Below are 13,521 nucleotides of genomic sequence, written 5' to 3'. Positions count from 1 at the left end.
TCAGTCGCGTACCGGCACCGACACCCACGACGGGTCGCTCGCCGGGGAGGAGAAGGTGAGCTCGGCGCCGGACGGGTTGTGCTCGATGTAGAGCGGGTCGACGGAGTCAACGACCACCGCCAGCCGGTGGCCGGCCGGGACGTCGTACGCCGTCGAGAACAGCTCCAGGTCCACGCCGAACGGGCGGCCCGGCGCCTTGCCGTGGAAGGTGAACGGTGCGTGCGAGACCAACTTGCCGAGGCCGAGCGGCCCCACGTCGTAAAGGTAGGCGATGCCGGTGCCGCTCTCCGCGGTGCTGGTGACGGTGGTGTGCAGCTTCGCCGTACCGCGTACGTGCTGCGCCGAGGTGTACCGCTCGGTCTGCCACACGGCGGCGGCCGAGCGCGGCAGCAGCGGGATGGAGGCCATCGGCGGCAGTTTGGAGAACTGGTCCAGGAGGCTGGAGAGGAAGATGGTGCCGCCGTTGGCGCCGGAGTCGCGGTTGGTGCGGATCTGCCGGGTGCCGTTCAGCTCGATGCGGCGGTTCCCGGAGGGGACGTCCTTCCAGCTCTTGTAGCCCTCGTAGGCGCCGGTGGAGCGGGACTTCAGCTGTACGGGCGCCTCGCGGTCGACGCCGTTGTCGGCGCCCTTGAGGTAGTGGTCGAACCAGCGCCTGGTGTGGTCCCAGGTGTCGTTGGGCAGGCCGAGCAGGCCCAGCCCCTCGGCGGTGGCATGGTCGCCGGGCCGGAACTCCAGCCGCTTGGGGCCCTTGAGCTTCTCGTAGAAGTCGGCGTACTGGTTGGGCGGGAAGAGCGAGTCGCCCCAGGCGTTGCCCAGCATGATCGCCGCGCCGTTGGCGTTGATCCGGTCCAGGTAGGTGACCGGGGACCGCTTCGCGCCCCACTTGATCATGTCGCCTTCCTTGGCCAGGTCGGAGGCGAGGAAGTTCTTGAGGATGGTCTTCAGCTCGGGGCTGGGGCGTCCGGTGAGCGAGCCGAGGCCGCCCAGCAGTGCGGCCGCCTGCTGGTGCTGGGTGCGGCCGCTGTAGATCGAGTCGATCAGGTCGGCCCAGCCGCTGAGCGCCGCGACCGCCTTGACGCGCTTGTCGAAGGCCGAGGTCAGCAGGCTGATTCCGGCGCCGTACGAGACGCCGCCCATGCCCACCTTCCCCGGGTCGGCCGGGGTGTGGGCCAGCGCCCAGTCGATGACCTTGGAGGCGTCGGCGATGTCCGGGGGACCGGCCGTCTCGATCTGTCCGCCGGACTGCCAGAAGCCGCGCGAGTTGTAGCCCACCACCACGTACCCGGCGTCGGCGAGTTTCTTGGCCTGTACGACGTACTCGATCTGCGGCATGCCCCAGCTGGTGGGCAGCACGATGAGCGGGTAGCGGCGGCCGGGCACGGCGTCGTCCGGGGTGAAGACGTTGGCCTTCAGGGTGATGCCGCCGTCGCCCTCGATGTCGACGAACTTCACGTCCGGGAACTTCGCCGCGAGTTCCCGCTGGGTGGCGACGCCGGCCGCGGGGGCACTCGCGGCGGCGGCGTGCGGTGCGGCGGTGGCGGAGTTCGCCGCCGGGGCGCCCGCGAGGGTGGTGGTGGCGAGCACGGCCGCGGAGACGGTGCCGACGGTGGTGCGCAGCGTGGGGCGGGAGGGCGACATCTACTGCTCCTAGTGCTTCAAGACTGAAGTGACTGGAGAGTAAGGTGCGCTTCTTACCGCTGGTAACCCGTCGGTAGGTTACGGATGGGTAACGTCGAGGTGCCCGGGACGGGTGGGGCGCCCGGCCGGTGGGCCGGGCGCACGTCCAGGTCAGAGGCCCAGGTCGGGGCCGAACACCTCGTAGTGGATGTCCGCGGCGCCCACGCCTGCCGCCAGGAGCTGGCCGCGGGCGGCCTTCATGAAGGGCACCGGGCCGCAGAGGTAGGCGATGGTGCCTTCCGGGACGTCGATCCGGCTCAGGTCGATCCGGCCCTCGTGGACGGTGCCGGCCGCGGCGGCCTCGTCCGCGCCCGCCGGGTCCTCGTACCAGACCTCGGCCGTGGCGTTGTCCAGCTTCTCCGTCAGCTGGTGCAGTTCGGAGCGGAAGGCGTGGGTGGCCGGGGAGCGGTCGGCGTGCACGGAGACGACACGGCGGCCGGAGCCGTCGGCGGCGAGCCGGGACAGGATGCCGATCATGGGCGTGCAGCCGATGCCGGCCGAGGCGAGCAGCAGCGGGCGGTCGTTCTCCGCCGGCACCACGTCGCCGAACGGGGCGCTGACGCGCAGGACCGCGCCGTCGTGCACGTGGGTGTGCAGGTGGTGGGAGACCTCGCCCGCCGGGGAGCCGGACGCGTCGCCGGTCACGCGCTTCACGGAGAACTGCAGGCCGCCGTCCGGCTGCCCGGACAGGCTGTACTGCCGTATCTGCCGGGCGCCGTCGGCGAGCCGTACCTGTACGGAGACGTACTGGCCGGGCCGGGACGCCGGGACCGGGGCGCCGTCCACCGGCTGTACGACGAAGGTCACCACGTCCTCGGTCTCCTGGAGGCGGCCGGTGACGCGGTACTCCCGCCAGACGTCACCGTCCGGCGTGCCCGCCGTCTCGTACAGCCGCTTCTCGACGGCGATCAGGGCGTTCGCCATCAGCCAGTACACCTCGTCCCAGGCCGCCGCGACCTCCGGGGTGGCGGCGTCGCCCAGGACCTCGACGATGGCCTCGAACAGGTGCTTGTGCACGATCGGGTACTGGTCGGCGCGGACGCCGAGCGAGGCGTGCTTGTGCGCGATGCGCTCCAGCATCGCGTCGGGGCGCTCGTCCGGGTGCTCGACGAGGTACGTCGCGAAAGTGGCGATGGAGCCGGCGAGTGCCTGGCGCTGGCTGCCGTTGGCCTGGTTGCCGCGGTTGAACAGGTCGCGGAGCAGCTCGGGGTGGGCGGCGAACAGCTTGTCGTAGAAGAGCGGGGTGATCTCACCGATGGCCGCTCCGACCGCGGGAAGGGTGGCGCGGACGGTCTCGGCGGACGTGGACGACAACATCGGGTGCTCCGGTTCTCGGGAAGTGCTGAAGGGTTGTGGTGGTCGGTGGTGACGCTGTGGCGAATTTAACTTGCATCTTAGATTCGCATTTCGCCGCAAGCGTATGAGCGGGGGTGGTGCCGTGCGTAGGGCCGTTCAGCCCTCCGGCCGGGGCGACAGGCTGAGCAGCAGAGGGCCGGTCGGGGTACCCACCAGATCCTCGATGGACAACGGATCGAGCGAGGCGAAGAACGCTTCCTGCGCGGCACGCAGGGCGCCCCGCAGCCGGCAGGCCGCGCGCAGCGGGCAGGGCGGATCGTCCTCGCACCCCACCACGTCGCCGACGCCTTCCAGCTCGCGCACCAGGTGCCCCAGGGAACCGGTACGGCCCGCCCGGGTCAGCGTCAGTCCGCCGTTGCGCCCGCGCCGGGCCTCCACGACGCCCAGGTGCTGGAGTCTGCTCACCACCTTGGCGGCGTGCGTGTACGGGACCTGGACGGCGCCGGCCACCTCGCGGGTGGTCGGCGCGTCGCCCCGTCCTTCGAGGACCGCCAGCCGCATGGCGATGCGGAGCGCGATGTCGGTGCTCTTCGTCAGTCGCACGAGCACACCGTACTGAACTGGATTTTGCGATGCCAATTTGGGGTGCGCCGGGCGAGGGCGGACGGGACCGGACGTGCCGGGTGTGCCGGACGGACCGGACGAGCCGGGCGGCCGGCCGCGAAGACGGACGGCCGGGTGCCTGTCCCGCCGCGCCGGACGGCGGTACGTTCGGCCCGAAGGACATCCACGGGCCACCCTCCGGCCGCCGGGATGCGGTGCCGGAACCGGCCCGGACCACCGCACACGGAGGCCGTCATGCTCCAGACCCGCACCCTCCTCGACAGCATCACCACCAAGGCCCGGCTCGGCACCGATGTGCTGGCCCCGGCCACCGACGCCCTCGCCGACTGCGAGAAGGCCGTCCTGGTCTGCGCTACGGGGATGCTCGCGTCCGACGACGCGGACCGGATGCGCGAAGCGGTCCGCGCCGACCTGGACTGCCATGACGTCGTCGGAGCGACCCTGCGGCTGCTGCTGCGCGAGGGCGGCGGGGAGACCCGGCTGCTGGCCGCGCAGCTCGACGCGTGCGCGGTCGCCTGCGAACGCAGCAACGACCTGTGCCGCGCGCACGCCGGCAGTCACGAACACTGCCGCCTGTGCACCCAGGCCACGACCCGCGCGATCGACGCCTGCCGCGGCGTGCGGGAGGCGCTGCGACCGTAGGGTGCGCCGCCCGGCCCGTGGACCGGGCCGGGTCACGGGCCGGCGTTCGGCCCACCTCCTGTGCCACCTCGCGCCGTACGGGGTAGACGTCACCGCATGGTGACCGATGTCGAGTGGGCCGCGTTCTTCCCGGCGGCCGTGCTGCTGGCCGCCACACCCGGGGCCAACCAACTGCTGGCGCTGCGCAACGGGTTACGGCACGGCCCGCGCGCGGCCGTCGGCGCCTCGCTGGGGCGGTTCAGCGCGTTCGCGCTGATGGTGGCCGCGGTGGCGGCCGGGCTGGGCGCGGTGCTGACCGCCTCCGAAGTGGCGTTCAGCATCGTCAAGTGGGGCGGGGTCGCGTACCTGGCATGGCTGGGCGTACGGACGGTGGCCACGGCGGGGCGGACGCCGGCCGGGGAGCGGCCGGAACGGCGCAGCGGCGCGGAAGCGGCGGGGGAGCCGCCCCGCCCCGCCGTCTCCGCGCGGCGGCTGGCGTGGCAGGAGTTCGCCGTCGCGGCCGCCAACCCGAAGGCGCTCATCCTCTTCACCGTGTTCCTGCCGCAGTTCCTCGTCCGCGACGCGGCCCACATCGTCGTCCCGCTGCTGGCGCTGGGCACGGCCTACATCGCCGTGGAGTTCTGCTGCGCCTGCGGATACGCGGCGCTGGGCGGCCGGCTGAAGGCACTGGGCCTCACCCGGCGCGTACGGCGACGCCTCGACGCGACGACCGGGGCGGCGATGCTGGGACTGGCGGGGTGGCTGGCCACGGAGCAGCGGTGAGGCGGCGGACGGCCTGCCGCGGGCCGGGACGGCGGACGGCCGCGCCGCGTGTGCCGGCCGGCTACTTCCCGCGCCGCGCGTGCCAGTCGTTTACGACGCTCTCCACGTCGAACGGTTCCAGGTTGAGCGGCGGTCCGGGCGGCGGCTGCCGGATCGCTTCCCGGATCTTCGTGTTGACCGCGTCGACGATGCGCCGCACCGCCCGCTCCGAGGAAGCCTGCGCCGCCGCCTCCAGCGCGTCCTCGGCCTCCTTGCGCAGCGCGAGCGCCGGCGGCAGGAAGGAGAGGTTCTCCCTGCTCATCTTCTCCTTGACCCACCACATGTCGTCGTACGGCTTGTTGAGCTCGGGCAGCGGCTTGCCGAAGCCGGGCAGGCCGGCGAACTCGCCGCGTTCTGTGGCCTCGCGGATCTGCCGGTGCGCGGCGTGTGCGGGGGAAGACCTGTACGCGAGGGGCTGCCGGTCGCGTAGAACGGTCCCTGCGCGGGGGCCGAACCGGAGAAAGGGCTGAATCGATGGCCGCAGTCGGCGAGTGGTGGCGGACCGTGGAGACGGAGCGCGGGCGTGTGCGCGGCGTGCCGGTCCCGGTGGCGGAGGGCGACGGTGCGGACGGCGCCGGGCCCGGGGCCCCGGCGGACGCGCCGCCGGTGGCCGCCTTCCGTGGCATTCCGTACGCGGCCTCGCCGGTCGGCGCTCTGCGCTTCGCGCCACCGCGCCCGCACGAGGGCTGGTCCGGCGTCCGGGACGCGACGCGCCCCGGGCCCGCCGCGCCCCAGGGCCCGTCCCGCCTGGAGTGCGTCATGGGGCGCCGTACCCCCGACTGGGACGAGGACGGCTGTCTGTCACTCAATGTCTGGAGCCCCGGCGTCCGGAGCCGGGGCGACGCGGCGCCGGGCGCCGGGCGTCCCGTGCTGGTGTGGTTCCACGGCGGCGGTTTCTCCAGTGGGTCCGGCGGCTGGGACTGGTACGACGGCGCCCGGCTCGCCGCGCTCGGCGACCTCGTCGTGGTCACGCCCAACTACCGCCTCGGGGCCCTCGGCCACCTCTTCCTACCCGAGGCCGGGGTGACCAACCTCGGGCTCCAGGACCAGGCCGCTGCCCTGCGCTGGGTGTACGACAACATCGCGGCCTTCGGCGGCGACCCCGCCCGTATCACCGTCGGCGGCCAGTCGGCGGGCGCGTACGCGGCCCTGTCCCTCGCGGTCGCCCCGCGGACCCGCTCCCTGGTGCGCCGGGTCATCGCGCAGAGCGGACCGTGGGGCCTGCCGCCCCAGGAACCGGCCGCCGCGGCCGAGGCCACGGCGGACTTCCTGCGGCTGCTCGGGGCGCCGGACAAGGCGGCCGTGCCCGGCAACGAGTTCGCGGCGCTGCGGGAGTTGCGTGCCGCGCCGGTGGAGCGGCTGCTCGCCGCGTACGCCCGGCTGGCGGCGGACCGCGCGCGCCCGGGCCGGGTCGCGCCGGCCATGTATCCGGTGCTCGGCGGCGCCGAACTGCCGGTCGCGCCGCAACAGGCCGTGGCAGCAGGGGCGTTGGGTGAAACCGGGCTGCTGCTGGGTACGGTACGGCACGAGATGACCGCGTTCCTGGCCTTCGACGAACAGGCCCGGAGGTTCACCCGGGACGACGTCCTGCGGATCATGGGTGAGGACTCCTGCGGCGGCCGTGACGCCGCGGCGGTCGCGTACGACGACCTGGCGCGCCTGTGGCCGGACGCGTCCCCCGCCGACCTGCTGACCGAGGCGGTCACCGGCTGGATGTTCCGGGACGGGACGACCGGTATCGCGGAGCAGCGTGCCGCGCAGGGGGCATCCGCGTACGTCTACCGCTTCGACCGGGCGCCGGACGGCGACGACGGCACGCTGGGCGCCACCCACTGCGCGGAACTTCCTTTCCTCTTCGGGACGTTCGACGCTTACCCCGACAGTCCCATGCTGGGGCGGACGGGCCCGGAGGACCACCGCCTGGCGCGAGCCTTCGGCGGCGCGCTGGCCGCCTTCGCCGCCACCGGCACGCCCGACGGCCCGGGCCTGGCGGACTGGCGGCCGTACCTCGGCGGACCGGCGCCCGAGGTGATGTATTTCGGCTGAGCCGGTTCGTCGAGGTCTGATCCTGCTCTTCGAGGTCCGAATCGGTTCGTCGAGGGCTGGGACGGGCCGGGAAGCGCGCCCTACGCGCCGGCCCGGTGCCCCTTCGGCTCGGCCGGTGCCAGCGCGGCCTTCGTCACATCCGCGACCAGCTCCACCACGTCGGGCCCGTACGCCTGCGAGTTGACGACCTTGAGCAGCAGGCAGAACTGCCCGTCGGCGCCGTACTTGCGGGCCAGCCGCGACCGGTTGCGCACCAGGTGCCGTACGGCGGCGCGGTGCGTGACCGGGCGCTGGCCCGCCGCCAGGAAGACCGGGCGGCCGCTCTCGACGGCGGTGAGCCGGGCCAGCAGCACGAACTCCACCGCACCGGGCTCCAGCCGGTACGTCGAGCCGCCGACGGCGAACGTCCCGCGTCCGATGCCGTGTTCGTCGCCGGGGTGGACGGCGACGCCCGGCAGCAGGTTCGCCAGGTGTGCCGCGAGGCGCCGGTGCGCGGTCGGGTCGCCCACGCAGAACTCGGTGCGGGCGCCGAAGCCCTGCAGTCCGGTGTCGTGCGGCGCGACCTCCGCGTGCGCGCCGCACGTCTCCACCACCGAGGCCAGGCCGAGCAGGGCGAGCGCGTCGTGCCGCGGGATGCTCCAGTGGGCCGACGTGCTGTCCCGGTGGGTGACCAGCACGCATTCCGATCCGTCGGGCAGCCCGAAGAAGCTCTGCTCGCGGCTGAGCTTGCGGCGCGCCACGGCGGTGTGCGCGGCCCAGCCGGCCGCGGCGCCCACGACGAGGGCGGCCGCTGCCGCGATCACGGAGAGCAGGGTGTCGTCCATGGCGGGGGAGCGTAGCGGCTGTCCGGGTGTGTGTTCGAACGCGGGGCGGGCGGCTGGGCGGCCTTGCCCGGGTGCGTACGGACATGCGGAGCGCCGCCCTCTATGCGGTGCCGCGTACCTTTGCGCCCCCGCGTGGCAGGCGCCCGTTCGCGCCCCTTTCGCGCCCCGCCCCCGCGCCCCCTGTCGCCCCCGTGATCACGCAGGTAGGCTCCGGCCCCTGCCGCCCGATCAGGCCAGGAGGGAACGCCGCATGACACCTGCCCGACGTCTTTCCGCACTGGGGGTGGTCGCCGCGCTCGCCGGTTCGCTGACCGCCGTCCCGGCCGCGGCCCAGTCACCGGCCGCCGCGCCGCCGTCCACCCCGGCCGGGGCGCCCGCGAAGACCCCGCCGAAGGTGCCGGTCGCGACCGGCTACGGCGGCGCGGTCTCCAGCGTGGACGCCGACGCCTCGGCGGCCGGCATCGAGGTCCTGCGCAAGGGCGGCAACGCGGTGGACGCCGCGGTCGCCACCGCGGCGGCCCTCGGTGTCACCGAGCCGTACTCCGCCGGTGTCGGAGGCGGCGGCTACTTCGTCTCGTACGACGCCAAGTCCCGCACCATACGCACCCTCGACGGCCGCGAAACCGCGCCGCTCAGCGCGGACAGCGGCCTCTTCCTGGAGAACGGCAAGCCGATCCCGTTCGCCGAGGCGGTCACCAGCGGCCTGTCCGTCGGCACCCCCGGCACGCCCGCGACCTGGGACACCGCGCTGGACCGGTGGGGCACCCGCCCGCTGCGCGAACTCCTCAAGCCCGCGGAGAAGCTGGCGCGTGACGGCTTCACGGTCGACGAGACGTTCCGTTCACAGACCGCCGCCAACGAGGCGCGCTTCCGCGACTTCCCCGCCACCGCCCGCCTGTTCCTGCCCGGCGGCAAGCTCCCGGTCGTCGGCTCGACCCTCAAGAATCCCGACCTGGCCCGTACGTACAAGGAACTGGGGGACAAGGGCGTCGACACGCTGTACCACGGGCGGCTCGGCAAGGACGTCGTACGGACCGTCCAGCAGCCGCCGGTGCGGCCCGGCGCCGACCGCAAGGTACGGCCCGGCGACCTGACGGCGAAGGACCTGCGGGAGTACGAGGTGCGCCGCCAGGCGCCGACCAAGACCCGCTACCGGGGCCTGGACGTGTACGGCATGGCGCCCGGCTCCTCGGGCGGCACCACCGTCGCCGAGGCGCTCAACATCCTGGAGCGCAGCGACCTGTCGAAGCTGAGCCGGAAGGACTACCTGCACCGCTACATCGAGGCGAGCCGCATCGCCTTCGCCGACCGCGGGCGCTGGGTCGGCGACCCGGCGTTCGAGGACGTGCCGACGCGCGGCCTGACCTCGCAGCGTTTCGCCGACTCCCGGGCCTGCCTGATCAAGGACGACGCGGTGCTGACCAGCCCGCTGGCACCGGGCGACCCGCGCGATCCGCAGCCCTGCGGGGCCGGTGGCCGGGCCGCCTCGACGACGTACGAAGGGGAGAACACCACTCACCTGACCGTCGCCGACAAGTGGGGCAACGTCGTCGCCTACACCCTCACCATCGAGCAGACCGGCGGCAGCGGCATCGTCGTACCGGGCCGCGGCTTCCTGCTCAACAACGAGCTGACGGACTTCTCCTTCGCCCCGGCGAGCCCGGCCGTGCACGACCCGAACCTGCCCGGGCCGGGCAAGCGCCCGCGGTCCTCGATGTCCCCGACGATCGTGCTGCGGGACGGCCGCCCGGTCGTGGCGCTCGGCTCGCCCGGCGGCGCGACGATCATCACGACCGTCCTGCAGAGCCTGCTGAACCACCTCGACCGCGGAATGCCGCTGGTCGACGCCATCGCCGCGCCCCGCGCCAGCCAGCGCAACGCGGCCGCCACCGAGCTGGAACCCGGCCTGTGGGACAGCCCGGTCCGCGCGCAGCTGGAAGCCATCGGCCACCGGTTCACCCGCAACCCGGAGATCGGCGCCGCGACCGGCGTGCAGCGCCTGCCGGACGGACGCTGGCTGGCGGCGGCGGAGAAGGAACGGCGCGGGGGCGGGTCGGCGATGGTGGTGCGGCCCAAGGGGTGAGCGGACCGAGGGGTACGACAGGGCCGGGAGCGGTGAAAGCTCCCGGCCGTGCCGTATCAGGACGCAACGGAGCATAAATCCATTAAATAACCGTACGATATGTTTCCGGGGTGAACGACGACCTGAACGACCACCCGCCCCCCTCCCCGGACGGCGACCTGGACGTGGACGCCTTCGCCACCGCGGTCGAGCACTTCAACCGCTTCTACGCCCGGCTCCCCACGCCGGAGAAACTCTCCCTCACCACCCTGTCGGTGCTGGACACCCTCGCGTACGCGCAAGGGCCGCTGCGGCTGACCGAACTCACCAGGACCGAGCAGGTCAGCCAGCCCGGCATCACCCAACTGGTCACCCGGCTGGAACGCGACGGACTCGTCGAACGCCGCCCCGACCCCAGCGACGGACGCGCCGTCCTGGTCCGTATCACCGAGGCGGGCCGGCGGATCGGCCGCTCCCGCCACACGGACCGGACACGCCACCTGGAACCGCTGGTGGCCCAGCTGACCTCCGGGCAGCGGCAGGCGCTCGCCGGCGCACTGCCCGCCCTGACCCGCCTCGCGGAACTCGGCCGGCACCGGCCCTGACACCGCGAGCGCGCCATTGAAGCGGGCGTCGCCCCCGGTTACCGTCGAAGTCGTTCGTTCGAACGAACAGTGCCGGCAATGGGGAGCCATGGGCATACGCAACGACGACGGCAGGGAGTACGAAGGGCTGGCCGAGCAGGCCGCGGCGCTGGCGGCGGGACAGGTGTCCTCCGCCGAACTGGTCCGGCGGTCGCTGGAGCGCATCGACGCCACCCAGGGCACGGTCAACGCCTTCCGGCGGATCCGCGTCGAGGCCGCGCTCACCGAAGCCGCCGAAGCCGACCGGCGGCTGGCCGCGGGCGAGCGGCTGCCGCTGCTCGGTGTGCCGGTCGCGGTCAAGGACGACACCGACGTGGCGGGCGAGCCCACCGCGTTCGGGTGCGCCGGGGAGTTCCCGCCCAAGCCCGCCGACGCCGAGGCTGTACGGCGGCTCCGCGCGGCCGGCGCGGTCGTCGTCGGCAAGACCAACGCCTGCGAGCTGGGGCAGTGGCCGTTCACCGAAGGCCCCGCCTTCGGCGACACCCGCAACCCCTGGAACCCCGGCCACACGCCCGGCGGTTCGTCGGGCGGCTCGGCCGCGGCCGTCGCCGCCGGCCTGGTACCGGCCGCCCTCGGCACGGACGGCGCCGGCTCGGTCCGCATCCCCGCCGCCTGGACCCACCTCGTCGGCATCAAGCCCCAGCGCGGCCGCATCTCCACCTGGCCCGACGCGGAGTCCTTCCAGGGCATCACGGTCCTGGGCCCGTTGGCCCGTACGGTCCGGGACGCGGCGCTGCTGCTCGACGCCGCCGCCGGCAACCACGGCGGCGACCTGCACCGGCCCCGCCCCGTCCGGGCGCGCGCGGCGGCCGACCGCGATCCGGGGCGGCTGCGTATCGCGCTCTCCTGGAAGCCGGCCTTCACCGGTACGCCCAAGCCCCTCAACCCGGAAGTACGGTCCGCCGTCACCGCGCTCGCCCGGACGCTCGCGGGCCTCGGCCACCAGGTCGAGGAGGCCGAACCGGACTACGGACTGATCGGTCTCGCGTTCGTGCCGCGGGCGACGACGGGCGTACGGGAATGGGTGGCGCGGGCGCCCGACCGCGCCCTGCTGGACCGCCGTACGCGGGAGGCGGCCCGGCTGGGGCGGCTGCTCGGCGGCCCCGTACTGCGCCGGGCGCGGGCAGCGGAACGGCGGCAGCACCGGCGCGTGGGCGCGCTGTTCGGCTCGTACGACGTCCTGCTGACGCCGACCACGGCCGCGCCGCCGCCGCGCATCGGCACACTCGCGCGGATGAGCGGCTGGCAGACGGACCGGGCGATGATCGCCGCGTGCCCGTACGCCTGGCCGTGGAACGTCCTCGGCTGGCCGGGCATCAGCGTCCCCGCCGGATTCACCGCGGGCGGGCTTCCGCTGGGCGCCCAACTCCTCGGCCCGTCCCACTCGGAGCCGCTGCTGATCTCGCTGGCGGCCCAGTTGGAAGCGGAGTCGCGGTGGTACGAGCGGTGGCCGGAGGAGGCGGTGGGGGCGGGGCATGGGAAGCCGACGGACGCGGCGGGCCGCCGGGTGGCGTCGGCGGACGGCTCCGGGCCGGTGCCGGAACGCGCCCGGCCGGACGCGGTGAGCCGATGACGGCCGGAGCCCGCGGCACGAGACCGGGCCGGGAACCCGCCACCGCGCCCGGCCACGGCGGCGACACCCGGCGCGCCATCATCGGTGCCGTGCTGCGCATCATCGGGCAGGACGGCATCGCCGCCGTCACCAACCGGCGCATCGCGAAGGAGGCCGGAGTCTCACTGGGCTCGGTGACGTACCACTTCGCGACCCAGCACGACCTGCTGCGGGAGAGTCTGCTGCGGTTCGTCGCCGAGGAGACCCGGCGGTTCACCGAACTCGCCGAGGACAGCCGCCTGGACCGGATCGGCCTGGCCGAGGCCGCGGCGCTGGTCGGGCAGGTCGCGGGCGGTACGGAGTTCGACAGCGAGCACATCGCGCCGTTCGACCTGTACGTCCAGGCGGGCCGCGACGAGCGGCTGCGCACCGCCGCGGCCGAGTGCTTCGCCGCGTACGACCGGCTGGCCGCCCGCATCCTGACGGCGCTGGGCGTCGCCGACGCCGAACGGCTGGCGGGCACCGTGGTCGCGCTGGTCACCGGGCAGCAACTGCGGCGCCTGGCCACCGGATCGGCCGCCGAGGACCTGGTCGACGCCCTCCTGCTCCTGGCCAGGGGCGCGGCACCGGCGGCCGCCGCACCCTGAACGCCGTACCCCCTGCTCCTGCGGGGTACCGGCGGTCGGCCGTAACGGGGCGTGGGTCCCACGGCCGTGGCCTCGACCATGACCAGGCCCACTCCGCCGGTCGCGCGCGGGCTCCGTGGTGCACGAGGTGCCAGTCGGTCGGTTTACCGACATCGCGACCAGCCGCTTCTCCGGCGACATCGTGGTGCCGGACACCGGCAGCCTCCGCGGGGACCTGGAGCGCTACGCAGCCGACCTGGCCAAGGATCTCGGCGACCCGGACACTCTCGCTCTGGTACGCGCCACCATCGGCACGGCCGGCGGGCAGGGCGCCGCCGTCATGGCAGCCTCGACCGCTGCCGGTCTGCTGGTGCTGACCGGTTGCGGCACCGAACGCGCCACCGGCCCGGAACGCGCCACCGGCTCCGGCCTGGCGGCTCCGGCGGCGTCACCGTCCAGCGCTCCGCCGCCCGGGGCGGAACGGACGGTGTACGGAACGAGGGCGATCTGCAAGCGTTCCTCGGGCGGCTCGGCTACGCGAAGGACGTCACCCCGTCGCGCGCTGTGCCTGTGAGACGCCGGCGACCGGCGTCTCACAGGCTTCCTCGTCCCCCCGGTGCGTGAGTGCCTGACCCCCGTCCAAGCACTCACGGCACCGTCCCTCGTGGGGGCAGGTTCTTCTTCCCGCGCCCGGAGGGCGCGGGGAAGTGGTCGAAATGTGTGCGGC

Annotated in this window: 13 protein-coding genes; 8 read left to right on the top strand and 5 right to left on the bottom strand. The window is 74.0% G+C overall.

Translation table 11 applies throughout. The annotated features are described in order from the left end of the window. The 3 genes from ACZ53K_RS22495 to ACZ53K_RS22485 all read right to left on the bottom strand — a co-directional run bounded on the left by ACZ53K_RS22495 (position 1) and on the right by ACZ53K_RS22485 (position 3,576). Entirely contained in the window at positions 1-1,638 is a 1,638-nt protein-coding gene (locus ACZ53K_RS22495) for an alpha/beta fold hydrolase (RefSeq protein WP_468839385.1), read from the bottom strand. Positions 1,639-1,788: 150 nt separating this feature from the next. Then, on the bottom strand, positions 1,789-2,994 hold the full coding sequence (locus ACZ53K_RS22490) for a globin domain-containing protein (protein WP_468839382.1): 1,206 nt from the start codon (positions 2,992-2,994) through the stop codon (positions 1,789-1,791). Between the two features lie 135 nt (positions 2,995-3,129). Further along, the gene (locus ACZ53K_RS22485; protein WP_468839379.1) at positions 3,130-3,576 is read right to left on the bottom strand and encodes an RrF2 family transcriptional regulator; all 447 of its coding nucleotides are present in this window, start codon (positions 3,574-3,576) and stop codon (positions 3,130-3,132) included. Between the two features lie 255 nt (positions 3,577-3,831). Between ACZ53K_RS22485 and ACZ53K_RS22480 the strand changes: the two genes are divergently transcribed. Further along, positions 3,832-4,239 carry a four-helix bundle copper-binding protein gene (locus ACZ53K_RS22480; protein ID WP_468839376.1) on the top strand — a complete coding sequence of 136 codons (408 nt, stop codon included), beginning with the start codon at positions 3,832-3,834 and terminating at the stop codon, positions 4,237-4,239. A gap of 96 nt (positions 4,240-4,335) precedes the next feature. Further along, complete coding sequence (locus ACZ53K_RS22475; RefSeq protein WP_468839374.1) at positions 4,336-5,001, top strand: LysE family translocator; 666 nt, start codon at positions 4,336-4,338, stop codon at positions 4,999-5,001. A gap of 61 nt (positions 5,002-5,062) precedes the next feature. Here the strand turns inward: ACZ53K_RS22475 and ACZ53K_RS22470 are convergent, their stop codons facing one another. Further along, positions 5,063-5,410, bottom strand: coding sequence for a DnaJ family domain-containing protein (locus ACZ53K_RS22470; RefSeq protein WP_468839694.1), 348 nt, complete (start codon positions 5,408-5,410; stop codon positions 5,063-5,065). A 104-nt stretch (positions 5,411-5,514) separates the two neighbouring features. Between ACZ53K_RS22470 and ACZ53K_RS22465 the strand changes: the two genes are divergently transcribed. Then, complete coding sequence (locus tag ACZ53K_RS22465; RefSeq protein ID WP_468839371.1) at positions 5,515-7,086, top strand: carboxylesterase family protein; 1,572 nt, start codon at positions 5,515-5,517, stop codon at positions 7,084-7,086. Between the two features lie 80 nt (positions 7,087-7,166). Here ACZ53K_RS22465 and ACZ53K_RS22460 read toward each other — a convergent pair whose 3' ends face one another. Beyond that, a complete protein-coding gene (locus tag ACZ53K_RS22460; protein WP_468839369.1) occupies positions 7,167-7,910 on the bottom strand; it encodes a hypothetical protein in 744 nt (247 codons plus the stop codon). 250 nt (positions 7,911-8,160) lie between these two features. Here ACZ53K_RS22460 and ggt point away from each other — a divergent pair, with 250 nt between their 5' ends. The 5 genes from ggt to ACZ53K_RS22435 all read left to right on the top strand — a co-directional run bounded on the left by ggt (position 8,161) and on the right by ACZ53K_RS22435 (position 13,368). Next, on the top strand, positions 8,161-9,993 hold the full coding sequence (gene ggt, locus ACZ53K_RS22455) for a gamma-glutamyltransferase (RefSeq protein ID WP_468839366.1): 1,833 nt from the start codon (positions 8,161-8,163) through the stop codon (positions 9,991-9,993). A gap of 110 nt (positions 9,994-10,103) precedes the next feature. Next, complete coding sequence (locus ACZ53K_RS22450; RefSeq protein WP_468839363.1) at positions 10,104-10,577, top strand: MarR family winged helix-turn-helix transcriptional regulator; 474 nt, start codon at positions 10,104-10,106, stop codon at positions 10,575-10,577. A gap of 88 nt (positions 10,578-10,665) precedes the next feature. Further along, a complete protein-coding gene (locus ACZ53K_RS22445) occupies positions 10,666-12,189 on the top strand; it encodes an amidase (protein ID WP_468839360.1) in 1,524 nt (507 codons plus the stop codon). Then, complete coding sequence (locus tag ACZ53K_RS22440; RefSeq protein WP_468839357.1) at positions 12,186-12,815, top strand: TetR/AcrR family transcriptional regulator; 630 nt, start codon at positions 12,186-12,188, stop codon at positions 12,813-12,815. Before ACZ53K_RS22445 ends, ACZ53K_RS22440 begins: the two co-directional genes overlap by 4 nt. 127 nt (positions 12,816-12,942) lie before the next feature. Further along, positions 12,943-13,368, top strand: a complete 426-nt coding sequence (locus ACZ53K_RS22435) for a TetR-like C-terminal domain-containing protein (RefSeq protein WP_468839354.1) — start codon at positions 12,943-12,945, stop codon at positions 13,366-13,368. The last annotated feature ends 153 nt before the right edge of the window (positions 13,369-13,521 follow it).

This window comes from Streptomyces sp. NPDC033221, from assembly GCF_055577005.1.
This window is presented reverse-complemented; position numbering and strand designations above follow the sequence as displayed.